The 23,835-nt window shown below is 40.2% G+C and carries 25 protein-coding genes; 19 read left to right on the top strand and 6 right to left on the bottom strand.

The window, feature by feature from the left end:
* Positions 1 to 218 precede the first annotated feature (218 nt).
* Together AC0VZ9_RS13155 and AC0VZ9_RS13150 are read left to right on the top strand one after the other, a co-directional pair.
* A complete protein-coding gene (locus tag AC0VZ9_RS13155; RefSeq protein ID WP_475397472.1) occupies positions 219 to 1,169 on the top strand; it encodes a 3D domain-containing protein in 951 nt (316 codons plus the stop codon).
* Between the two features lie 126 nt (positions 1,170 to 1,295).
* Complete coding sequence (locus tag AC0VZ9_RS13150) at positions 1,296 to 2,654, top strand: IS1182 family transposase (protein ID WP_475396368.1); 1,359 nt, start codon at positions 1,296 to 1,298, stop codon at positions 2,652 to 2,654.
* Positions 2,655 to 2,797: 143 nt separating this feature from the next.
* Here the strand turns inward: AC0VZ9_RS13150 and AC0VZ9_RS13145 are convergent, their stop codons facing one another.
* Positions 2,798 to 3,835 (bottom strand): coiled-coil domain-containing protein, encoded by a 1,038-nt coding sequence (locus AC0VZ9_RS13145; protein ID WP_251157012.1) that lies wholly within the window; start codon positions 3,833 to 3,835, stop codon positions 2,798 to 2,800.
* Between the two features lie 292 nt (positions 3,836 to 4,127).
* On the opposite strand from AC0VZ9_RS13145, the gene AC0VZ9_RS13140 reads away from it, so the two are divergent.
* Positions 4,128 to 4,616, top strand: coding sequence for a hypothetical protein (locus AC0VZ9_RS13140; RefSeq protein WP_019379879.1), 489 nt, complete (start codon positions 4,128 to 4,130; stop codon positions 4,614 to 4,616).
* Positions 4,617 to 4,666: 50 nt separating this feature from the next.
* On the opposite strand, the gene AC0VZ9_RS13135 is transcribed toward AC0VZ9_RS13140, so the two are convergent.
* On the bottom strand, positions 4,667 to 5,569 hold the full coding sequence (locus AC0VZ9_RS13135) for an aldo/keto reductase (RefSeq protein ID WP_019379880.1): 903 nt from the start codon (positions 5,567 to 5,569) through the stop codon (positions 4,667 to 4,669).
* A gap of 150 nt (positions 5,570 to 5,719) precedes the next feature.
* A complete protein-coding gene (locus AC0VZ9_RS13130) occupies positions 5,720 to 6,649 on the bottom strand; it encodes a 3'-5' exonuclease (protein ID WP_009334596.1) in 930 nt (309 codons plus the stop codon).
* Between the two features lie 246 nt (positions 6,650 to 6,895).
* Here AC0VZ9_RS13130 and AC0VZ9_RS13125 point away from each other — a divergent pair, with 246 nt between their 5' ends.
* The 4 genes from AC0VZ9_RS13125 (at position 6,896) to AC0VZ9_RS13110 (ending at position 10,497) form a co-directional block, all read left to right on the top strand.
* The gene (locus AC0VZ9_RS13125; RefSeq protein ID WP_009334597.1) at positions 6,896 to 7,477 is read left to right on the top strand and encodes a TerD family protein; all 582 of its coding nucleotides are present in this window, start codon (positions 6,896 to 6,898) and stop codon (positions 7,475 to 7,477) included.
* Positions 7,478 to 7,593: 116 nt separating this feature from the next.
* On the top strand, positions 7,594 to 8,172 hold the full coding sequence (locus AC0VZ9_RS13120; RefSeq protein WP_009334598.1) for a TerD family protein: 579 nt from the start codon (positions 7,594 to 7,596) through the stop codon (positions 8,170 to 8,172).
* A gap of 152 nt (positions 8,173 to 8,324) precedes the next feature.
* A complete protein-coding gene (locus tag AC0VZ9_RS13115) occupies positions 8,325 to 9,011 on the top strand; it encodes a hypothetical protein (protein WP_009334599.1) in 687 nt (228 codons plus the stop codon).
* Positions 9,012 to 9,234: 223 nt separating this feature from the next.
* Positions 9,235 to 10,497, top strand: a complete 1,263-nt coding sequence (locus tag AC0VZ9_RS13110; RefSeq protein ID WP_251157014.1) for a glycoside hydrolase family 18 protein — start codon at positions 9,235 to 9,237, stop codon at positions 10,495 to 10,497.
* A gap of 6 nt (positions 10,498 to 10,503) precedes the next feature.
* Here AC0VZ9_RS13110 and AC0VZ9_RS13105 read toward each other — a convergent pair whose 3' ends face one another.
* Positions 10,504 to 10,677: a hypothetical protein gene (locus AC0VZ9_RS13105; RefSeq protein ID WP_019379882.1), complete on the bottom strand. Its 174-nt coding sequence runs from the start codon at positions 10,675 to 10,677 to the stop codon at positions 10,504 to 10,506.
* 180 nt (positions 10,678 to 10,857) lie between these two features.
* Between AC0VZ9_RS13105 and AC0VZ9_RS13100 the strand changes: the two genes are divergently transcribed.
* From AC0VZ9_RS13100 to AC0VZ9_RS13080, 5 genes are all read left to right on the top strand, one after another.
* On the top strand, positions 10,858 to 13,095 hold the full coding sequence (locus tag AC0VZ9_RS13100; RefSeq protein ID WP_475397471.1) for an AAA domain-containing protein: 2,238 nt from the start codon (positions 10,858 to 10,860) through the stop codon (positions 13,093 to 13,095).
* 231 nt (positions 13,096 to 13,326) lie between these two features.
* Complete coding sequence (locus AC0VZ9_RS13095) at positions 13,327 to 14,301, top strand: ring-cleaving dioxygenase (RefSeq protein ID WP_019379884.1); 975 nt, start codon at positions 13,327 to 13,329, stop codon at positions 14,299 to 14,301.
* A 131-nt stretch (positions 14,302 to 14,432) separates the two neighbouring features.
* Complete coding sequence (locus tag AC0VZ9_RS13090; RefSeq protein WP_475397470.1) at positions 14,433 to 16,511, top strand: transglycosylase domain-containing protein; 2,079 nt, start codon at positions 14,433 to 14,435, stop codon at positions 16,509 to 16,511.
* 177 nt (positions 16,512 to 16,688) lie between these two features.
* Positions 16,689 to 16,889 (top strand): hypothetical protein, encoded by a 201-nt coding sequence (locus AC0VZ9_RS13085; protein WP_475397469.1) that lies wholly within the window; start codon positions 16,689 to 16,691, stop codon positions 16,887 to 16,889.
* Between the two features lie 15 nt (positions 16,890 to 16,904).
* Positions 16,905 to 17,429 (top strand): HD domain-containing protein, encoded by a 525-nt coding sequence (locus AC0VZ9_RS13080; protein WP_009334606.1) that lies wholly within the window; start codon positions 16,905 to 16,907, stop codon positions 17,427 to 17,429.
* A gap of 346 nt (positions 17,430 to 17,775) precedes the next feature.
* Here AC0VZ9_RS13080 and AC0VZ9_RS13075 read toward each other — a convergent pair whose 3' ends face one another.
* Positions 17,776 to 18,432 carry an MtnX-like HAD-IB family phosphatase gene (locus AC0VZ9_RS13075; RefSeq protein ID WP_251175497.1) on the bottom strand — a complete coding sequence of 219 codons (657 nt, stop codon included), beginning with the start codon at positions 18,430 to 18,432 and terminating at the stop codon, positions 17,776 to 17,778.
* A gap of 164 nt (positions 18,433 to 18,596) precedes the next feature.
* Here AC0VZ9_RS13075 and AC0VZ9_RS13070 point away from each other — a divergent pair, with 164 nt between their 5' ends.
* The 7 genes from AC0VZ9_RS13070 to AC0VZ9_RS13040 all read left to right on the top strand — a co-directional run bounded on the left by AC0VZ9_RS13070 (position 18,597) and on the right by AC0VZ9_RS13040 (position 23,495).
* Entirely contained in the window at positions 18,597 to 19,034 is a 438-nt protein-coding gene (locus AC0VZ9_RS13070; RefSeq protein WP_009334608.1) for a peptidylprolyl isomerase, read from the top strand.
* Positions 19,035 to 19,134: 100 nt separating this feature from the next.
* Complete coding sequence (locus AC0VZ9_RS13065; RefSeq protein ID WP_009334609.1) at positions 19,135 to 19,647, top strand: mismatch-specific DNA-glycosylase; 513 nt, start codon at positions 19,135 to 19,137, stop codon at positions 19,645 to 19,647.
* Between the two features lie 199 nt (positions 19,648 to 19,846).
* Positions 19,847 to 20,812: a S8 family peptidase gene (locus AC0VZ9_RS13060; RefSeq protein ID WP_009334610.1), complete on the top strand. Its 966-nt coding sequence runs from the start codon at positions 19,847 to 19,849 to the stop codon at positions 20,810 to 20,812.
* A complete protein-coding gene (locus AC0VZ9_RS13055; protein WP_475397468.1) occupies positions 20,809 to 21,618 on the top strand; it encodes an endonuclease I family protein in 810 nt (269 codons plus the stop codon). Before AC0VZ9_RS13060 ends, AC0VZ9_RS13055 begins: the two co-directional genes overlap by 4 nt.
* 91 nt (positions 21,619 to 21,709) lie before the next feature.
* Positions 21,710 to 22,009: a helix-turn-helix domain-containing protein gene (locus AC0VZ9_RS13050; protein ID WP_159871984.1), complete on the top strand. Its 300-nt coding sequence runs from the start codon at positions 21,710 to 21,712 to the stop codon at positions 22,007 to 22,009.
* Positions 21,943 to 22,875, top strand: a complete 933-nt coding sequence (locus AC0VZ9_RS13045; RefSeq protein WP_159871989.1) for an IS3 family transposase — start codon at positions 21,943 to 21,945, stop codon at positions 22,873 to 22,875. Before AC0VZ9_RS13050 ends, AC0VZ9_RS13045 begins: the two co-directional genes overlap by 67 nt.
* Positions 22,876 to 23,177: 302 nt before the next feature.
* Positions 23,178 to 23,495, top strand: coding sequence for an MGMT family protein (locus AC0VZ9_RS13040; RefSeq protein ID WP_019379938.1), 318 nt, complete (start codon positions 23,178 to 23,180; stop codon positions 23,493 to 23,495).
* Positions 23,496 to 23,544: 49 nt separating this feature from the next.
* Here the strand turns inward: AC0VZ9_RS13040 and AC0VZ9_RS13035 are convergent, their stop codons facing one another.
* Positions 23,545 to 23,802, bottom strand: coding sequence for a YpbS family protein (locus AC0VZ9_RS13035; protein ID WP_009334613.1), 258 nt, complete (start codon positions 23,800 to 23,802; stop codon positions 23,545 to 23,547).
* Positions 23,803 to 23,835: the final 33 nt, after the last annotated feature.

Here is a 23,835-nt window from a genome sequence, read left to right as displayed (position 1 = left end):
CAATATATAGGAAAAATATCATAACATTGGAGAGATTCCCATGATATCAAGGAAAAACATGAATTTGGCTTTATAGTGCCCTTTTCTCTGAAATATGTTTGTTATCGTTCTGTTATGTGCGTAACGGGATTATTATCTGTTTGTTCTTTTTTAGTAAAGATTCCATGTTATTATTAATCCCGTTAGCTAAAACGAGCTATACGGGAGGTTTTAACAACATGAAAAAATCAATTTTATCTTTTGTAGCTGCTGCGGCAATCACCGGAACAGCAGGTGCTAATGTACAAGCAGAAGAAGTGACAGTCAAAAAAGGCGATACTCTTTGGGATTTTTCCCAAACATATAATACACCAGCTGATATGATAAAAGAATGGAATGGGTTGTCTTCTCATATCATCCATCCAGAAGATGTACTTAATGTATATCCGGAAAAGAAATACATAGTATCAAAAGGCGATACTCTTTGGGATATAGCAAGAGAACATAACGTCACAGCAGAGGCAATCAAAGAATGGAACAACTTAAGCTCTGATTTAATTCTGCCTGACAATGAATTAATCCTTTACCCGAATGCTAAAGCTGTTAACGCTGCAGTTGCTGAGGCTCCATCAACATCAGCTAAACCTGCAAAAACGGTTTCAGCTCCTGTGCAAAAGTCTGAACAGACTGTAGCAAAAGAAACACAGCCAGCTGAAAAAGCTGCACAGCCGGCGCCAGAAGCAAAGCCACAAGCAAAGTCAAATCCAGAACCAGAGCCTGCGAAACCTGCTGCGGAAGCTAAGCCTGCAACAGAGCCGGCCAAGGCTGAAGCGGAATCCAAGCCTGCTGCCGAAGCTGAAGCAGAAGCACCCGCTGAAACTGCAAATAATGAAACAGCTCAAAATGTGCTGAATATGGAAGCAACAGCCTACACAGCCGATTGTGAAGGCTGCTCAGGAATTACTGCTACAGGAATCAATTTAAAAGAGAATCCGGATCAAAAAGTAATCTCTGTGGATCCTAATGTGATACCACTGGGAACTAAAGTCCATGTTGAAGGTTATGGTAATGCTGTAGCAGGTGATACTGGCGGAGCCATTAAAGGCAACAAGATCGATATCTTCATGCCATCTCAGGAAGACGCAATCAATTTCGGCAGAAAAACAGTTAAAGTTACAATTCTAGATTAATACTAGAAAAGAAGGCACCTTTTTGGGTGCCTTCTTCAGACTGTCGACAAACTCGATGAAAATCGTGCTTGTCTGCAGTCTTTTTTATTTTAAAATAGAAGTAATACAATGCTTGAGGTGATTTAAATGCTTTCAAAACATAATCCAATTCAACGGGATCAAATTGAAATGGTTGCTTTAGACGAACTTGTACCGGCGGACCATTTGGTCCGCAAAATTGAAGCGGCGATTAATTTCTCATTCATCTATGACTTGGTAAAAGATAAGTATTCAGAAAAAGGCCGCCCAAGTATTGACCCTGTAATATTAATTAAACTCACATTTATTCAATATACCTTCGGTATTCGCTCCATGCGTCAAACAATTGAAGAATTGAAAACGAATATGGCTTATCGATGGTTTTTAGGATATGGCTTTCACGATAAAGTTCCTCACTTCTCAACTTTCGGTAAAAATTATGAGCGCCGATTTAAAGACACCGATCTCTTTGAACAAATATTTTACCGAATCTTAAAAACCGCAGCTGAAAAGAATTTAATTAGTGCTGAACACGTTTTTGTAGATTCTACTCATGTAAAAGCGAGTGCAAATAAACGCAAATTTGAAAAGAAAGTTGTTCGAAAAGAAACCCGTGCTTATCAAGAACGCCTTCAAGAGGAGATTAACCAAGACCGCGAGGATCATGGAAAAAAGCCGTTTCCACCAGATAAGTTTGATAAAGAAGAATACAAAGAAATCAAGGAAAGTACAACAGATCCAGAGAGTGGCTACTATGTAAAAGATGAGCGTACAAAACAGTTCGCTTATTCTTTCCATGCGGCCGCAGACCGCAACGGCTTCGTGTTAGGCGCAATTGTAACCCCTGGTAACACGCATGATAGTCATATTTTAGAGCCATTGGTAGAACAAGTCATTGAGAAAGTTAGTAAACCAAAAGCTGTTGCGGCAGACGCAGCCTATAAAACACCTGCTATCACGAGCTACTTATTGAAACACGACATCACACCTGCTTTACCTTACACACGACCTCGCACAAAAGAGGGTTTCTTCAGAAAACATGAGTATGTTTATGATGAGCATTTTGACTGTTACATTTGCCCAACTGGTGAGATATTAAAATATACTACAACTACAAAGGAAGGGTATCGTCAATATAAATCAGATCCTCGAATTTGTGCTGGATGCCCTTTCTTGTCTCAATGCACACAGAGTCAAGCACATCAAAAACTGATTCAACGTCATGTGTGGGAGGAATATGTGGAAGAAGCAGATCATCTTCGCCACCATCAAGACGTCAAACCGATCTATGAAAAACGCAAAGAAACAATTGAACGAGTATTCGCAGATGCAAAAGAAAAGCATGGCATGCGTTGGACAACCCTCAGGGGACTTAAAAAAATGTCGATGCAGGCGATGCTTACTTTCGCTGCCATGAATTTGAAGAAAATGGCCAACTGGACTTGGCAAGGTCCAGAAATGGCCTAAATGATAACCTCGGAGAGGTCTGCAATTCTCTGTAATTACTTGAAGTCCTACAAAAAATGACAAAAAGAGTTCGGAATGAGACTATTCCGAACTCTTTTTGTCTACAAACTGAAGAAGGCACCTTTTTGGGTGCCTTCTTTTCTTTACTCTTTATCATTGCTTCCTCTTGCTTTTTCCTCCTGATTTACAAAGAAACTATGGACTGGTTTTGCCAGCTGTTTAAAGCTTTTTTCAAATCGTTCAGAAAGGTGAGAGGCCCGCTCGTAAACAACCGATTTAAGATTGTCTAATTGCCTGCTGATTTTTTCTGTGATTGCTTCCTGCCGGTTTAAGCGTTCCATTATCGACTTGCTGGCCTGTTCCTGTACACCAAGCTTCTTGTTTAATTCTTCTTTCATTTGCTCCTGTGTATTTAACTTTTTCTCAGCTTCCTCTGAAAATGCTGCAAACTGCTGCTCTAGACGTTCTATAACCTTATTATGATAAACTTCCTGTAAACCAAAGTTTTTATTTATTTCTTCTTTTATTTGCTCCTGTATTCCATAATTCTCAGCTTTTTCCTCCGAAAATGCAGAGAACTGCTGTTCTAAACGTTCCATTACTGTATTATGAAATACTTCCTGAACATCAAGCTTTTTGCTTAATTCTTCTTTCAGTTCTTCCTGAGCTTTAAAATTTGAAACAGCTTCCTCAGTAAAAGCGTCAAATTTATCAAACTTCCGGGAAAGTGCCTGAGTTGCCGCTTCCTGGAATGATACTTGTTCTAGTATCTTCTGATTTACCTGCTCTTCATTTTCAAGAGTTTCCATTATTGCTTTATTTAGTTCCTCCAGTGCAGCCAGCCTTTTATTCAAAGTATCATTTTCCTTTTCGCGCTGGTTCATCATTTCCATAAAACTTATTAAAAAAGCATCCTGCTTTTCAAGCTTAGCTGTCAAATGCTCAATATGATAATTTTGTTTTCCAGCTGCTTTTTTTACAAGTTTACTCAAGTCAGAAAAGGAATCATCGAGCTGATTTTTCATATTTTCATATGTTTCGGATATACGGGTATTAACAGTTTGCTGTTCTTTCAGTACTTCCTGGAGAAAGTTCAGCCGATAAGTACCCTGATTGGAAACAGTGTCAGAATGGCTTAGATAAAGCTTAGGGTTTCCATCCGCATTTGATTGTTTGGCCATAGGAACACTCCTCAGTTTTAACTTTTATAATAGCCTATGCCAGCCCTTTTGAGAGGGATGGGCACTATCCTATAAAACCTGAACAATTCAAATTTGATGCTGATAAGCATAGTGAGCATGAGGGTCCCGATTCCACGAAATTTCGCAAATCGTACTAAAAAGTGTTGCAAAAAATTGAAAAAATAGGTAAATTATTAATTGTCAGTAAATTGGCAGGCGATGTCATGGATCTGAATACATAGGGAGTCAACCAAAACTACCTCTAAAACAAAAAGAAAGAGAGGACCATCACATGAAGAAATTATCTTTCTTGATTTCAGCAGCTGCACTGACATTAATGCTTGGAGCATGCTCAAACGAAGAGGCTTCTAAAGGGGATGAAAAGGAAGAGGCCACAGCTGAGACGACTGAGGCCGCTGATGAAGGCAAAGAAGTGCGCTCGGCTCTTTTAAGCTATCAGGGAGAAGTGACAAAGGTAATTCGAAACACAGATGCAAACTTGACCGCTGAAGGTCAGGATCCAGCTGAAGCAGCTGCAGCTTTTGAAAAGGAAGCGAAAGCCGTGTCTGTACCAGAAGAATTAACAGACTACACTAAGGATATTGAGGCGGCGGTTGATAGCCTTTCTCAATACTATGCTAAAAAAGCTGAGCTGGTAAAAGCAGGATCCCAGGATATGTCGGAAGCAGAGCCATTTAAAGAGGAATATATCAATTCAATGACTAAAGTTTTTGAAGAAGTGGAACTATCTGCTCCAGCTTTTAACAGCGTTTTCCAATAAATGCCCAGCAAACAGCCCTATTCGATTTTGAATAGGGCTGTTTGTATATATTAAGGCACATCATGCCCCATTGAACTTTGAAAAATCTCAAACCACTGATCCCTGTTAAGTTTGTAAGACAATGAACCGGCTGCACGTTCAATTCTTTCAATCTTGCCGGACCCGACAATTGGCATGATTCGGGCAGGATGATTTAAGAGCCAAGCAAATAAAACTTCATCAATATCACTTGCCCCGATTTCCTCTGCGACTTTATGTAATGCCGCTTTAAGGCGTTCCGGTTTTTCTTCAGTACCGCTGAAAATTTTCCCGCCAGCCAAAGGGGACCAGGCCATCGGTGCGATTCTTTTTTCCATGCACAGATTTAATGTGCCATCCTCATAGTTCTCCAGATGATAGGCAGAAAGTTCAATTTGATTTGTAATCAGATCCATATCAAGATATGACTGAAGCATCGTAAACTGATGGCGTTTAAAATTGGATACCCCAAAATGCTTTACCTTACCAGCAGCCTTTAAAACTGAAAATGCCTCAGCAACTTCTTCCGGATCCATAAAAGGATCAGGACGATGAATGAGCAGGGTATCTATGTAATCTGTTCTCAGATTTTGCAAAGATTTCTCAACCGAAGCAATAATATGTTTTTTTCCTGTATTGTAATGATGGGATTTATGCTCAGGGCGATTTGGTGACTGGAGTACAATCCCGCATTTCGTTACAATCTCCATTTTTTTGCGGAGCTCCGGCTTTTTCTCAAGAGCCCTTCCAAACAGGCTTTCACATGTATAGCTGCCATATATATCGGCATGATCAAATGTCGTTATTCCCAGCTCCAAACACTTTTCTATTAAGGTGATTAATTCTTCATCTGATAATTTCCATTCAGCCAGTCTCCATAGACCATGTACGATTCTTGAAAACGACAGATCCTCTGCCATCTGCACTCTATCCAAAAGTATCATCTCCCAATTTTTTTCGCACTGTTATTATCTCTGAAAATGCAAAGAATACCAAGCTAAACGTTCTTCGGCATTGCAAAGGGTGCTGGATCATCATAAATTAGAGGCATAAAAATAAGAGGCAACTGTTTTGTCACCTCATCTTTATCCGCATATTTTCTGCAGCGGTTCAACCATTTGTTCATGCAGAATCATAATTTTTGATGGGTATGAACAATGCTCTTTATAAGCTGTTTGAAGTTCGTGATAAAAAGTGGTTAATTCCTCAACATTGGAAATCAATTCTTTATCAAAAACGCCTGACCGGCTGAGAAGGATATTCTCATATTTTTCAACAAGCTTTTTAGTTTTCTTTATCAATTTCCAAGCATCTTTCATACGAAAAGCATCATTTAAATGGGAATAGAATTCTATCAAGTCTTTTTGGAAAATATTCTTAAGTTCCTGGCTGAGCCTTTCAATAGGAGGAAGTTCAGCTTCCTGAAATATAAACTGCTGCAGCATAATGAAATCGGTCTTTACATTCTGTTCTTCAAATGACTGATATATCCGTAAAGTATTATAGGCGTCATACATGGGATGATGGGGTTCTCCAATAAAAGAAAGGTCATAGAAAGACAATGCTTTTTCCACTGAAGCTGCAGTCCGGGAAGCTCTTTTTGTGAAAATAGCCTGAAAATCGACATATCTTTTGGTAATCTTATCAATCGTAGCTTGGGGAAGATTATGCCTGAAAGCATCGGCTTTTAATCTTAAGATGTCACTGGTCGACCAGGAATAGAATCTTGCTTTTTTAACTCCGCCGACCCAAAAGAGAAAATCTTTAAACACCTCAGAAAAGTCATCTGCTGTTTTTAAATCAGAATCGGATATCCCCGTCAATTCTTTGCAGAATGGGCTAAGCGGCGAGTCCTGCTGCGGACGAATGAACCTGTCAAATCCAGTTACCTTACCTGTTTCAAGTTCAACTTTTACAGCACCAAGGCGAATGGCCTCCATATCTTCAAAAAGCATACCATTTTTGCTGCATAGCATTTCAAAATCAAAGAATATCAGCTGTTTTAGCTCGGCCATACGCCTTCCCCCCTTTATAATATCCAGCTATCCAACAAGATATTATAAAGAATGACGGGCAAAAAAGGAAGGAACAGAATTATCCATCAAGATATTTGGCAGGAATGAAACTTTTTTCCCAGTGCAATGGCAAATCGGTTTACGATTTCTTTTGAAACGTTTACACTTAAAGGGTACATAGTTTTCAGTCGCAAATATGATAGCGATTTCTCTAAAAATTATTGAACTTGAAAGGATGGATGAAGGATGGGTATTTCTTTATCGAAAGGGCAAAAAATTGATTTAACAAAAACTAACCCCGGGTTGTCTAAAGTAATAGTAGGACTCGGCTGGGATACGAATAAATATGATGGTGGCTTGGATTTCGACCTCGATGCCAGTGTGTTTTTATTAGATGCAAATGGCAAGTGTGCATCTGATAAAGATTTTATTTTCTACAACCAGCTTGAAGGCGGCGATGGCTCAGTCCTGCATACAGGTGATAACAGAACAGGTGAGGGCGATGGCGATGACGAGCAGGTTAAAGTTAACCTTAGTGCTGTTCCTGCCTCCATTGAGAAGATTTCTTTTGTCATTACGATCCATGATGGGGAAGGCCGCGGTCAAAACTTTGGTCAGGTCTCAAATGCATTTGTAAGAATCATTAATGAAGAAACAAATGAAGAATTAATCCGTTATGATTTAGGAGAAGATTTCTCCATTGAAACTGCCATTGTTGTAGGAGAATTATACCGTCATAATGGCGAATGGAAATTTTCTGCCGTGGGTTCAGGCTATCAGGGAGGACTTGCCCGTATTGCGACAGACTTCGGTTTGCAGGTAGGTTAACTTCCATTATTCCAGGCAGAGCAGCAGCTTTTCCCTGGCTTTCTCTTTAGGGTGTATTCCCCTCATATTGATGACCTGCCTAAAAAAAGGACCTGTGTTATGAAGGAGTGATTATCTTGGGTATACAATTATCAAAAGGTCAAAGAATTGATCTGACTAAAACAAATCCTGGCCTGACTAGAGCCATTATCGGGCTGGGCTGGGACACGAACAAATATAGCGGCGGTCATGATTTTGACCTTGACGCATCTGCATTTCTTGCAGATGAAACCAGTAAATGTGTAAATGACCATGATTTTATTTTCTATAATAATCTGCAGCATCCAAGCGGAGCAGTTATACATACAGGAGACAATCGTACAGGTGAAGGAGACGGAGACGATGAGCAGCTTGTTGTCGACTTTACCAAAATACCTTCACATGTTCATCGTATTGGCATAACTGTAACTATTCATGATGCAGAATTAAGGCAGCAAAATTTCGGCCAGGTTTCCAATGCATTCGTAAGATTAGTGGATGAATCCAATAATCAGGAGCTGCTGCGTTTTGATCTAGGAGAAGATTTTTCAATTGAAACAGCAGTCGTTTTCTGTGAATTATACCGCCACGGGAATGACTGGAAGTTCAATGCCATTGGCAGCGGCTTCTCAGGCGGCTTGGCAGCTCTTTGCCGCAACTATGGACTGCAGGTTTAATTTTCCTTCATGGCACCCAAATGGTTTGGGTGCCTATTTTGTTTGTCAAGTGAGAACCCTCAGCCAATGCTGATGGTTATTAATCCCATACTTAAAAAATTGCGAATGGGCAAAATAGGTGTGAGAAAAACCTTGAGAGGAAGGGATGCAGTATGTCACTTGAATGGTTTGACAGGGTAAGCGGTGAGTTGCAGGACCATCTTGAATCGATTTGCAGTAAATATGATCAGATTGGCCATATGTCGATTGACCGGGGTGCCAAGCATCCCAGAATGGAGTTTTTTATTGAAACCAGTGATAATGACAGAGAGTATTTTTGCACTCTATTCTTTGATCCGCATAATGAAGAATTCTATGTAGAAGACTTTGATTTTGAGCTGGGACATACTTCTAAAACCATGCTTTTTGATATTGAAGACATAATCGATACAGTCCACGAAAGCCTTCACGATTATATGAATGGCGAGGATGAAGATCATTTTGCATTTGAAGATGATGAAGAAATATATGTTTCAGAAGAGGAAGATTTCGACATTGACGACGAATATGACCTTGATGGCGAAGATGATATCTTTGAAGAAGTAGATGTAGAGTGGGAAACTCCTGAAGTAACTGCCTTTTTCAAGGAAGACGAAGTGGAGGTATCCTATCAGTTTGGAGTGGTCCAGGAAACCGGTGATGGAGTCCTTCGCAGGGTTAACCGCATTTGGACAGATGACGAAGAAATGATCAAAGATGAAGATCACTTTATCTTCAGCAAAGAAGAGGCAAGCACAATCATTGCCATGATCGCCAGCCACATGGATTCCCTGAGCGGGCATGAGGCTGATTATCAGTAATTATTCATACCGAAATGAACAAGTGGCTATCAAGAATTCTTGAAGCCACTTGTTTTTGTCATCAGCAGAAAAAGAAATAACTCGTTCACCCTTCAGCCAGCACCGAATCACTCCCCTAATAAAAATCTTTTAAAATTTTACAATTGACTGTATTTCTCTGTTGGTACTAATCAGGCTTGACTCCCCCATAAACTGATTAAAAGCAGGTGAAAAGAGGTGCATCATGGGGATTCATATCGTTCAGGCAGGCGATAGCCTTTGGGCCATTTCTCAAAAGTATAATGTTCCTACCCTGGATATAAGAACGGCTAATGGCCTTGAGAACGGACCTGGTATCATCCCTGGTTTAGCGCTGTACATTCCTGAAAGCGGACCAGTTATCAGGTCTTATCTGATAAAGCCGGGAGATACATTATGGAGCATTTCCCAGCGTTTTCAAACTACAATTAATCTTATCCTGTCAGCAAACCCGGAAATAAGGCCGGAGGGTCTATATATCGGGCAGAAGTTAAATATTCCATCACCAAGCAGATTAGTCATGAAAACATTAGGGTTCATAGTCCCGTATTCTCCTGATACTTTTTTACCCGCTTTCAGGGAAACAGCAAAGTACTTAACCTACATCGCCATTTCTGCCTATTCTTTAACAAGGGAAGGTTACGCATATATTGAACTTGACGATTCAGCCATATTGGCAGAAAGCCGCCGGCTGGATGTCATTCCGCTGCTGATGATCAGAAATCTTGCACAAGGTGAATTTAATGCAGAACTGATTGGCGGGGTGCTTGAAAGTCCGGCAAATAGGAGGAACTTAATCTTAAGCCTGATGAATTTTGTCACTCAAAAAGGTTATGGAGGCATCAGCCTGGATTTTGAATTTATCCCGCCGCCAAGGCGCCAGGATTTCAATTCATTCATTAGAGAATTAAAAAATGCCTTAGGTCCAAAAGTGCTTCATGTCAATGTACATGCTAAGACAGAAGATCTCCCGGCAAACCGGATAATAGGGGCATATGATTATAAAGCAATTGGGGAGGGCGCCGATATTGTTGCAGTCATGACCATGGACTATGGTTATCCCACTGGTCCTCCTAATCCCGTCGCTCCACTATGGTGGGTTGAAGAAGTCATTCAATATTCGATCACCCAGATTGACCCGAAAAAACTGCAAATAGCTTTGCCGTTATATGGATATGACTGGAGAACTGCGGATAATCTAACCCGCTCATTTTCCATGCAAGCCATTCAGAATTTAGCATTAAGCAGAGGAGCAGTTATTCAATTCGATGCTTATGCAGCATCCCCATGGTTCCGATATTGGAACGGAGAAGAAGAACATGTGGTCTGGTTTGAAGATATCCGCAGCATTACTGAAAAATATAAATTAATTGACCAGTATAATCTTTTAGGGATGACATACTGGCAATTAAGCTTGCGATTTCCTCAGAACTGGGCATTTGCGGATAAAAATTTTACTATTCTATAGCCCTTTTTAAAGAAGCTCCTTCATTTCTTCTTCAAAATAAAACATTTTTGGTTTTTCTTTAATCGTATATGTGTATTTCTTCATTTTCGCCACATAACAGGTTTTGTTGATCGTAACTTTCTCTCCCGTGTCAATCAGAATAACAATATCATTATGCTCAAACTTATTTCTGCGCTTCACACTGATCCCTCTTTCTTTACACATATAAAGTGTTATTAACACATTATCTCATACTTTTGTGGAATTAACCCTATTGATGTTAATGGAATCATTCAGGTTCCATTATTTTTTTTTGCATATCGCCAAGTAAATGATATATTAGTCTAATTGAATACCATAGTGAACAAAGGAAGATACAAAATGACATCAACACTTGGCTTTATAAGAGAGTGGCAAAAAGCCATCCAGGCTGAGATCTTACATTTAAAAAAATATGGGAGTTCCCGCTACTTAATAATAAATGGACGGCAGCTTTCAAAATCAGATGCATATACCTATTTTTTTGATACACTTTCTGCCATTAAAATTCCAACTGGATCGTCCATAAAAATCGAATGGGGAAGAAAGAGAGTGGAAGGAAGAGTCCTATCTGCGGAAGGAAATAATGTCATAGTGGCATTAGAAGAGGATATTGGAATCGAGCTATCGGAAGCATATTTGCTTCATGATCCCTGGGAGCTATTGGATCAGCTTTTTCAGCGCTTAGAGGACATAAAAGACAGTAAAAGAAAAAGAAATAGGATAAAAAAATTGATGAATCCTTCCATGCCACCAAAGCACCCTGCCGATAAGGTAAAGACTGGTGCCCATGAATTGATTTTGCGTTCTAAGTACAATCCAGCCACTTATGTCTGGGGACCGCCAGGCACAGGAAAAACCTATACACTGGCACGTGTGGCCGCTAACAAATACTTTAAAGGACAAAGTGTTCTCATTCTGGCCCACTCAAATCAGGCAATAGATGTCCTAATGGCAGAAATTTCATCCTTTGCATCATGCAAACGAAAAATTCCTGATGGAGATCTGCTTCGTTACGGGTCACAAGTCGGTCCAGCACTATTCGATCATCATTCATTAACAGCCGAATATCTTTTAAATAAGCAGCATACAAATCTCTCGGAGCAAAAAGCTGCTCTATTTGAGGAACGCCGCCTGCTTAAACAGGATTTATCCCGATCCTTCAGCAAGAGAGATTCCGACCATCTTATTGAAATAGAAAAGAAGCTATCTGGAGTACTTGAAAAGATCAGGCAAAAAGAAATAGAGTTTGTAAAAAATGCTTCTATTATTGGAACAACACTGGCAAAAGCCGCAAGTGATCCGTCAATTTACGAGAAAAATTTTGATTTAGTCATCATCGATGAAGCCAGCATGGCTTATGTTCCACAGGCTGCCTTTGCAGCTTCACTTGGCAAAAGAGTCATCATTTGCGGGGATTTCAAACAGCTTCCTCCTATTGCTGCATCAAGACATAAATTGTCCGAAAAATGGCTAAGGGAGGATATCTTTCATCACTCTGGCGTGTCAGACGCAGTTAAGGATGGACACTTGCATCCGCACCTTTTTCTATTAAAAGAGCAGCGCCGTATGCACCCGGACATTTCAGCATTTTCGAATAAACATATCTATCATTCTCTTGTTGGTGACCATCCGGATGTTTTGGCTGCAAGAGCTGATATCGCTGCCTGCACACCTTTTCCCGCCAAAGCCTCGATCCTGCTCAATACAGCCGGATCAGGTGAATATGGCATGAAAGATGGCAGTTCGAATTCAAGAATCAATTTATGGGATCTTTTGCTGGGATTTCAGTTAATACATGAAGCTTATACAGGAGGAAGCAGGTCCATAGGTTATGTCACCCCGTATCGGGCACAGGCATTATTAATGGAACAGCTTCTGGGTGAGCTATACGAGCAGGAAAGGTCTGCAGCTGATATTATCGCTGCAACAGTTCACCGTTTTCAGGGAAGTGAACGGGATGTCATGATTTTTGACTCTGTAGATGCTCCGACCCATGAGAGAGCTGGAATGCTATTAATCGGGAAAGAAAGCGAAAGATTATTGAATGTTGCCATAACTAGAACCAAGGGGAAATTTATTCATATTTGCGATTTGGAATTTATACACAACAACGTATTTAAAAACAAAACGTGGCGGAAGCTGGCGGACCACCAGCTGCACAATGGACAGGCCATTCATCCTGATCAGATTGGCAGATGGATCAAAAATCAGCATCCACGCCTCCAATGGCTGCATGCAAGAAAGCTGGAAAAAGTGTTTGAGGATATTTCTAAAGCTAAAAAGGAGATTATTATTTCCCTGCCTGATGGCAAGGAACTGGGGAATGAGTGGGGTCAGGCACTTTCAGGGAGGCCTCCGCAAACGAAGCTTACCATGCTTGCCGAGCATTCTATCCCTTCCGCTGCTCCTGATGAAATATTGCCAAACGGCATTCCATTTCCCTGCGTCATAATTGACGGACATATTTTGTGGCTGGGCATGCCGGCAGAGAGCAATAAAAGCGCACGGCCCCCATATGTAGCTGCAAGGCTTCAATCAACAGCTGTATGCTCGTATCTTACATCTCAATTAAAATAAAAAAGACGCCCCAGAGAGGCGTCTTTTTATACGTATTGCGGCGACCCGACTGCACTCCACATAGTGCATTGCCAGTTAGGCTTGTCAGTCGTCTTATGCAATTAGCTCATCGCTTTACTAATATAGCATTATTCTATAAAAGAAACAAGAGTTTTTTGTGCTCTTCCGTTGCATTCCTTTCATTGTTCAATCAAAATATACCTAAAATACATTGATTAGGGTTGTGATCATATGAATATGAAACCATTAAAAGGCCAGCATCATGTCTCTGCCATAACAGCCAATGCTCAGAAGAACTATGAATTTTTCACCAGAATCCTTGGAATGCGGCTTGTTAAGAAGACAGTAAACCAGGATGATACCACGATGTATCATTTATTTTATGCGGATGAAAGGGGTAACCCTGGCACTGACTTAACGTTTTTTGAAATCAAAAATGCTGGCCGCACTTACAGGGGGACGGACAGTATAACTTGTACATTTCTGCGTGTGCCATCTGATGAATCGCTTCTTTATTGGAAAAAGAGACTATCAGAACAAGAAGTTTTACATGGAGAAATAAGAGAAGCAAACGGAAAGAAGATGCTGTTCTTTGAAGATTTCGAAGGGCAGCGTTTGGCCCTGATTTCCGATCAAAATAATAAAGGAGTAAAAGGCGGGAAGCCATGGGATCGAGCTGCCGTTCCTCCAAACCACGGTATAATCGGGCTTGGACCCGTAATGCTCACCGTCTCTGAACTCGGACCCACCGCAAATCTGCTTACAGAAGTAATGGAATATCGGAGAATAGGAGAATATTCTTTGGATGAAGATACTGTAGTTGTATTTGAAACCGGTGAAGGAGGAAACGGGGCAGAAATTCATATTAAAGAAAGCCATGACTTGCCCAAGCAGCGTCCAGGCCGCGGAAGTGTCCACCATGTTGCTTTTCGGGTGGAAAATGAAGATGAATTAAGAAACTGGGTACGAAAACTGAAAGAATTACGGATTGCAAGCTCCGGTTTTGTGGAGAGGTATTATTTCAAATCTTTATATTTCCGGGAACCAAACGGTATTCTTTTTGAACTGGCAACAGACGGACCTGGATTCGAAGCAGATGAACCTTTCGAGCAATTGGGAGAAAAGCTGGCACTACCCCCATATATTGAAGACAGCCGGGAGGAAATCGAGGCAAAGATTACACCACTGGACACGAAAAGTGAATAGAATAGTGTTTAGGGATGAACAAAAGTGTTCGTCCCTTCCTTTTGAAGTTGAAACTTTTTATGGAGTTTGTTCGTTTAATATATAATAAGGGGATATAATAATGGAACTTAAAGAATAGAGAAGGAGTCATCATGGAAAAATTTCAGCGTTTCAAAGAAGCTTTTGCTGGGTTTTGGCGAAAAAAACACCTGACACAAATCCTGCTTCTTTTAACACTAACAATAATACTTTTAACCATTCTATTTTTTGCATTTCTGGCAGCTACAGCAAACGTGGAGACCTTAAAAGAAGGTTTAAGGCAGTCAACTGTTATTTACGATAAAGATGGCGATGCTGCTGCAGGACTTGCCGAGAATAGGGCAGAGGGTGCAAATATTGAAGAATTGCCGGATCATGTAGGCAATGCCGTAATTGCGATTGAAGATGAACGCTTTTATAAGCATAACGGATTTGATATTAAAGGAATTGCCAGAGCATTTTTTGGCAATTTATTTGCTGGTGGCATAACGGGCGGGGGAAGTACGATTACTCAGCAGCTGGCCAAAAATGCTTTGCTTTCCCCTGAACAGACGTATAAGCGAAAAGCTGAAGAGCTGTTTCTGGCCGTAGAAATCGAAAAAAATTATAAAAAAGATGAAATCCTGCAAATGTATTTAAATCAGGTATACTTCGGAAGCGGTTCATGGGGAATCGAACAAGCATCCAATAAATATTTCAGCAAAACCCCAAAGGAACTGAGCATAAGCGAAAGCGCACTGCTTGCAGGGCTGCTCCAATCGCCTTCTGCGCTCGATCCTTACAATCATTACGAACGGGCAATGAAAAGAAGAAATGTTGTACTTGGAAAGATGAAAGAGCACAAGATGATTTCAGCCGAAGAGTTTAAGGACGCTGTAAATGAAAAGATCCAATTAAAGGAAGGGACACGAAGCAAGCAAGAAAGAAAATACCCCTACTATGTTGATGCCGTACTGGATGAAGCTATAAATAAGTACGGATTAACCCAGGAAGAAATCTTTACTAGAGGATACAAAATATATACGGAAATGGATCAAAATCTGCAATCAAGCCTGGAAAATGTTTATGAAAAGGACTCAATCTTCCCTCCAGGAATGAACGGAGAGATCGTCCAGAGTGGAGCTGTCCTTCTTGATCCTGCTTCAGGGGGTGTCAGAGGGCTTGTCGGAGGCAGAGGTGAACATGTATTCAGAGGATTCAACAGGGCCACACACATCAAGGCCCAGCCTGGATCAACACTTAAGCCACTAGCTGTCTACACACCAGCACTTGAAGAAGGCTACTCACCAACATCCATGCTTAAAGATGAAAAAGTGACATATGGAGATTACACACCAGCTAATGCATCCGGACAATACGCGGGCGAAGTGTCCATGTATAAAGCTGTGGAAGACTCTATCAATGTCCCAGCGGTTTGGCTCCTTAATGAAATTGGACTTGATAAAGGTCTGGATGCACTTGACAGGTTCGGCATACCGCTTGAAAAAGAAGATGAATATTTAGGGATTGCCTTAGGCGGGATGAGAAAAGGCGTCTCACCCTTAAAGATGGCAGAAGCATATGCTGCATTTCCAAATGGCGGAAAGCGGCAGGATGCCCATTTAATTACGAAAATAGTAGGCCCAACAGGCAGCATCATTGCCGAACGCGACAAAGAAACAGTTAAGGTTACGACAAAAACAGTATCGAATCAAATGACTTCCATGCTGTTAAATGTGGTTGAAACGGGTACAGGAAGCGCAACAAAGATAGAAGGAGTTCAAATTGCCGGAAAAACGGGATCAACCCAGCTCCCATATAAAGACATTAACGGAACGAAAGATCAGTGGTTTGTTGGCTATACGCCGAATTTGGTTGGCGCCGTTTGGCTGGGGTATGACCAGACTGACAGGGAACATTATCTGTCAAAAAGCAGCTCTGAAACAGCAGTACCTGTATTTAGAGCGATTATGGAATCAAGCCTGCCATATATGCAGGAAGAGGAATTTACTACTAAATCGGTAAATGAAAAGCTGGAAAAAAAGGAATTAACAGAGGAAATTGGACAAACCATTAAAGAACAGGCGGAAAAATTTGAAGGCAAATTGAGGGAGGATCTTCCCATTTGGAAGGAAAAATTGAGCGAAGGCAAGCAGGAACTTGAGGAATTCGGCAGATACCTGAAAGACAAATGGGATCAATTCAGCAATTAAAAGAAAAGAGAGAATGGCCAAAATAGCCATTCTCTCTTTTTGTGTTTCAAGTAAACTTTATACTGGAATAATTCAGGAAAACAGTGTAATCTAAATATTTATAGCACACACTAACAAAACGACAGCATATGCTAGCGCGTTGCTAGCTTTCAGATATTAATGGCTAGGAGGATTCAAATGAGTGGAGAAACCCGTATTCAGCTTAACGTCCGCATAACAAGAGAGACTTCAAATATGCTCGATGAAATTGTTGATTATTATCAGGAAAACACGAAACTCGGCAGGATTTATAAAGGCGACGTTTTAACAGATATTATTGAAAAATCATATGAAGTAATGAATAAGCAAAAAAAACTCAATAAGAAATTTCAATCCTGATTGGAGGGGGATTACATGAGAGATGTAAAACTAACCGACATATATCAGCATCGGATCGCACAGAAATATATTACACGCTCCGGCATCGCTCATGCTATTGCAGTTGCCTATCATGCTTTCCAGCTCGCACAAGAATCCGGAGAGGACGTTGATTCCGCGGCTAAAGCAGGTTTCATGCATGACATTGGCCATTATACCTGGTACAAAAATGGAAAGTGGGATTACGACCTTTACCGGCTGAATGACATTCATGCCATTAAAGGTGCTGAGCGGGCACACAAACTCCTAATCAGGCTTGGAGAAAACCCGATTAAAGCTAAAGAAATAGCCTTAGCCATCCTTTTTCACACGGATTCATTTCTGCCTGGCGGTGAGGTTGTAAGAACTCCGCTGCAATCCATAGTCAAATTGGCAGATGAAAAAGATGAAGAACCCGGAGGAGCGCATCATTATCGTGAACTCGATTTTGGGCGGGCTATGAAAAGCCTCGAAATACTCGATAATAAGATTGATGATTACCTTAAGAAAAAAGAAGAATAACCTAAATTTCTGTCATGTTATGCGCTTCCCCAGGAAATCCGTTACTTATGAACTGTTATTTTTTGAAGGGAAGCGCCTATTTCATGAAGAAATATAATTTATGATAGAAATAATCCGATTATCAATATTATTATGTCCAGGGATGGTGTTGCGGCAGTGAGAGCAAGGACTCGAAGACAACAGTCATTTAATGTGGAAGAAATCAAATTTAAATTAACAACTGTATTTCTGCATCTCTCATTTTATGCATTTATCATATTTATCCTAATATTATTCTTGGAGCTATTTGGTTAAGTACATACAAACATGCCAGGGCAATAAAAGCGGATTTGCCCTGGCGTGAAGATTATGGATTTGGCAATATGCCTTTTTCCTTTAAATAATTTTCCACTTCTCTAAATTCTTCTACCGGCACAAATGCTATGTCTTTTTTCCGAAGAAGATCCTGAAGCCCATTTTTGGCAAAAGTAATGTCAGCATACTCCGCCGGGTGGGAATCCGGTTCACTGTCCCCAATAAAAAACACAGTTTCATATTCCTTCTTTAAGTCCTGAATGACCTTCGATTTATCAATGCCATATCTTTCAGAGTAATGCTGATGATTCTCATCTATATTCATGTGCACATTCTTCTCATGATAATGCCCTTCATTCGAAAAAACCTTTACATGTTCCACTCCATATTTTTTTAATAGGTGATAAATATAATAGTCTGTGCCAGCACTCAAAATATAAAAATCTCCGCCGTTCTGCTGAACCTTTTTGATAAAGTCAGGTACATATTCATCAATTTCTATTGAATAAATATCGTTTATAATTTGTTCTTCATCCTGATTGATGGAAGTGAAGACTTTATTCAAAAAGTCGATATCCTTTATCTCCCCAGCCTTCCATTTGGGCATCAGCTTGCGCCCCTCCGGAAAATATTTATCCATCATAATCAAATAGAAGTCTCTTTTTGATATTGTTCCGTCAAAATCTGAGACAAAAGCCCACTTTTTCATTCTATAAACCTCCAATAAGACATTTCTGCTTTTTATGCTGCTATGCTATTTTAACTTTACCCTTTGTTATTTATTTTCAATCAGTGAAAAAACGTCTTTTAATTTTATTCCTGGAGAGATTAATGGTATTATTAATTTGATTTTTACATAAGGAGATGATTAGTATGGCAGAAAAAGGATACATATTAATGAAAAACGGTGAAAAGGTTGAATTTGAACTATATCCTGAAGCGGCACCAGGGACAGTTGAAAATTTCAAAAAGCTTGCGAACGAAGGCTTTTATAATGGCTTGTCTTTCCATCGTGTAATTCCTGGGTTTGTAAGCCAAGGAGGCTGCCCTAATGGAACAGGAACTGGCGGACCTGGATATACAATCAAATGTGAAACAGAAGGCAACCCTCATAAGCATGAAGAAGGTTCACTATCTATGGCACACGCGGGCCGCGATACAGGCGGAAGCCAGTTCTTTATCGTTCATGAGCCACAGCCTCATCTAAACGGTGTTCACACTGTTTTTGGAAAAGTAACTTCAGGCATTGAAGCAGTCAAAGCGATGAGAAATGGCGATGTTATGGAGAAAGTTGAAATTCTTGAAGGATAAATAGTTTAGCAAAAAGAGCCGAAATGGCTCTTTTTTGTTTTATACCCAGGTGATTTTATATAATATAAAAGTACCTTGCCAATAATGAAAGGATGATTATATGGAGCCTATAAAAGATCATTTAAAAGAAAATCTTGATTTGCTTTTTGTCGGCTTCAATCCGAGTATCCGTTCAGGAGAAACAGGTCATCATTTTGCAAATCCTAATAACCGGTTTTGGAAAATTCTCCATGAATCGGGGTTAACTCCCAGAAGATACAGCGCAGCGGAGGACTATAAATTATTGGATCTGGGATATGGGATGACAAATATTGTTTCCAGGCCAACTAAAGCAGCGGACGAAATAACAAAGGAAGAATATAAAGAAGGCAGAGAAGAACTGATTAAAAAAGTAATTGAACTTAAGCCAAAGGTCATTTGCTTTGTTGGAAAAGGAGTATATCAGGAATACAGCCACAAAAAGAAGCTGCCATGGGGAGTACAGGAGGAATCTGTGGTTCCCGGAACGATTGATTTTGCTGCTCCTTCTTCTTCTGGGCTGGTCCGAATGAAAATGGATGAAATCATTCAAATCTATGCGGAGATTCCGAAGCTATTAAAAACTCTCAGATAAAACCAGTTACTTGAATGGTTTGCCGCCTGGTCAGCCTAATGCCATTTCATAGGGCAAATAGCACACATTCTTCCTTTTTCACAAACATTATTCTAGTAATTTCCCCTACCAACGGTACTGTTAATTAATATTCAGAATTGTTAAAATAGATTCAACAGCAAGAACCAGCTTCAATTTAATCTCTTAAGGAGGGAAAGAAATGGAGCAATATGTTCGTGTTATTCCTTTTAAGGTGATTCGTCAGGAAGAGGAAGTTATGGAAGTTCCAAAAGGCGTGGATTTAATACAGGCGCCAAAAATGTGGAACGAAACAAAAGGAAAAGGAATTAAAATTGCTGTTTTGGACACCGGATGCGACCTAAGCCATGCTGATCTGAAGGATCGAATAACAGGAGGACGGAATTTTACAGATGACGATAACAGCGATCCAAATATTTTCAAAGACTATAATGGCCACGGCACACATGTTGCTGGAACTATCGCTGCGCATGAAAACGATGCTGGTGTCATTGGGGTAGCTCCTGAAGCAGATCTCCTTATTGTGAAGGTCTTAAATAAGGATGGTTCCGGCCAATATGAATGGATCATCAATGGCATTCATTATGCCATCGAACAAAATGCTGATATCATTTCCATGTCACTTGGCGGACCAGCCGATGTTCCTGAACTGCATGATGCGATAAAAGCGGCTGTTAAAAAGAATATCCTTGTCGTCTGCGCAGCAGGAAATGAAGGGGATGGGGACGATTCTACAGACGAGTTTGCTTATCCTGGCTGCTACAATGAGGTGATTAGTGTGGGTGCTGTAAACCTTGAGAGGGATTCTTCCGAATTTACAAACTCACATAATGAAATTGATTTGGTGGCACCTGGTGAAGAGATATTATCTACCTTCTTAAACGGGAAATACGCAACGCTTAGCGGCACTTCAATGGCAGCACCACACGTTTCAGGTGCGCTGGCCCTAATCAAAGATTTAGCAAACAAGCAATTTGAAAGAAAGCTTTCAGAACCAGAACTATATGCACAATTAATCAGAAGGACAGTTCCATTAGGCAATTCGCCTAAACTGGAAGGAAACGGTCTTGTTTATTTAACCGTACCTGAGCATTTAGCCGGGATCTTTGACCAAAAATTCAAATCCATGGTCCATAATGCTATATGATTAAAGTGAACAATATTTCAGCCGCATGGGCAGAGGCTCAGTTAAAGTATATTGAAAATGCTCAGAATGAACCCTATTACGACGCTCAGAAGGATAAAATCAATCTGGAGGATTACTACATCACCCTTGATTTAGAAAAAGAAGACATCCCAGAACAAATCCATACTCTGGTGGTTCGTACCCATAACCGGCAATTGGATTACTCACCCCACCAGTATGTATATCCATGGGTGGATCTGCAGGAAAATCTCAAGCTAAAAAGTTTATATTCCGGGAAAGGGATGGACCCGCATAAAGCCATTGACCAGGATCTCAAGCTTCTGCAGTCGATTCAGGAAAGCGGCTATAGCAGCATTGAAAGAGTAATTTTTAATACCGAACATGTCATTCCACAATCCTGGTTTGAGGAAAGGCAGCCAATGAGAGGGGATCTCCATCACCTGTTTGCCTGTGAACCGGCATGCAACAGTATGAGAAGCAACTTCCCCTACTTTGATTTTGAAACCTATGCTCCGGATTTCGAGGCTGAGAGTATCAGGAACGGATGCGGAATGGCAGAACAGGAAAAGTTTGAGCCTGAATATGGAAAGGGTATTGCCGCAAGAGCAGTATTCTATTTTGCTGTCAGATATAAAAAAGTAATTAAAATCGAAGAAAAGATGGATATGCAGATTTTGCTGAGATGGCATGCAGAATATCCAGTGACTGTATATGAAAAGCATAGAAACGCTGCCATTCAAGAACTCCAGGGAAACCGCAACCCATTTATTGATTTTCCGGAACATGCTAAGAAAATGTTAGGATAATAAGAGAGCCCGCCTGAAACTAGACTGCACCCCTTATAGTAGATGTTGAAAAACCCACAGTTGGGCAACATTGACTTAAGGGGTGATTTTTATGGCCAAAAAAGGGCAAAGGTTACAAAGTTATTCTTTGGAGATTAAAGCGGAAGCGATCCAGTTAAAAGAAGAAGGTTTTTCAGCACAACAGGTAGCTGACAAACTAAATATCCCAAGCAGAAATACTGTAAAGACTTGGTGGAGGAAATATCAAAAAGAAGGACAAGCATTTTATTTAGATAATAGGGGTCGAAGGAAAGAGTATACAGATCAAGAGCGTTACATTCGGAAATTGGAAATGGAGAATTCTGTTTTAAAAAAGTTTCAGGAAATCTTGATGAGGGAGGGAAGAAATTAAAGTTTCAGGTAGTTGATCTCTTAAGAGAACAATTTAATGTAGCGGAACTTTGTAAATTTCTTGGGGTATCAGTAAGTGGATACTACAAATACAAAAAGTATATACGTTTTGATAGGGATGTTGAATTGAAGCAGCTGATTCTGCAATTATATGAGAAATCCAATAAGCAATGGGGTTATCGGCGTGTTCATATGGAACTTCAGGAAGAATACCGAATGCAAATCAATCATAAAAGAGTCTTTCGACTCTACAAGGAACTTGGAATTCAATCAATTATTCGGAAGAAACACAGATCTTCAAACTATAATCAGTATAAGCGCACTGAACCAGAAACGATTACAACAAATATCATCAATAGAGACTTTTCGGTTGACCAACCTAATAAAAAGTGGGTTACAGATATCACTTCCTTTTCAATCGGGGACGAAAAGTTACACTTATCTGCCATAATGGATTTGTACAATAATGAGATTATTGCATACGAAATGGCAAGGAATAATAGTGAAACGATGTTCGTAATAAAAACTGTATACCAAGCTGTTCAAAAAGAAAAGGATGTGCAAGGTGTCATCCTCCATAGCGACCGGGGAACACAATACACATCCAAACTTTATCAAGACACGCTCGAATCCTATGATATTCAACCAAGCATGTCCCGTCCAGGCAATCCATTCGATAATGCCTGTATTGAAAGCTTCTTTTCCCATTTAAAAACAGAAGCTTATCATCCCTATTCTGTACAAAATATTGAAGAATTAGAAGCAAAAATCCATCAATATATTCATCATTACAATCATATAAGGAGACAAAAGCGGTTAAATAAACAGTCGCCAGTAAATTATCGTCGCCAGAATCTTATAGCATAAGGAAATGGGTCCCTCAAAAGGAACTCACAAATTATTTAAAGTGCACTACTTGATATGGAGCAACGCATGATACCGTCATAGGGGAGCTAGTTGTGTTACAAACCTGCTTCCTAGAGCGAGAATCATGCGTGACGAGGCTCCATGTCAAGTAAATAAAAAGAATGAAATAACTAAAATAAAACCGAAAGGGAGCCATTTCCAAAAGGAAACAGCTCCGGTTTTTTAATATCTCCACTATATGGGGGCTTGACCAAACTCAGGCGGGTTTGTTTTATAATATAAGATAAAAAAGGAGCAATCATGTGCAGCCATTCACAGAAAAAGTTATAAAAATCATTAAAAACATCCCAAGAGGAAAAGTCATGACATACGGGCAAATCGCAAGGCTGGCCGGGAGCCCCCGAGGAGCTAGACAGGTGGTCCGGATCCTTCATACCCAAAGTGAAAAGCATCAGCTTCCGTGGCATCGGGTTGTGAATGGGAAAGGGGAAATTGGGTTTAAAGACGGAGATTTGCATGACATTCAGAGAGAACTATTAGAAAATGAGGGGATACATTTTAATATAAATAAAAGACTTGATTTGCAGGAATTTGCCCACGAATCCTCACAGCAAATATAAAGAAGCGTGCATTCAATTAGAAGTCACGCTTCTTTATGATCATAAGTACCTATTTTGTCTTTGATGCATATTCCTCAATCATCTCAATTGTTACATACTTTCTAGCAGGTATAATTCCCTGTTTAGAAAGTTCATTGATTTCAGCAGTTACTTCATTTATCTTATCCGCAGAAAAAGGAAGTCCTCGCCTGCATAGATCCAATGCTTGCTCAATATAGTATTCGCGCTGCTGTTCCAGGGCAGCAAATTTCGTTATAATCTTATTCTGCTTTCCTACATGTTCTGAAATTGCTTTATGTACACTCATACTTTCCACCCCTTAAAAAATTCACCTGCTTTT

It is taken from the genome of Cytobacillus sp. QJM3NY_8 (assembly GCF_056173585.1).
The sequence above is the reverse complement of the archived record's forward strand: the minus strand, read 5'-3'. Positions and strand labels throughout refer to the sequence as shown.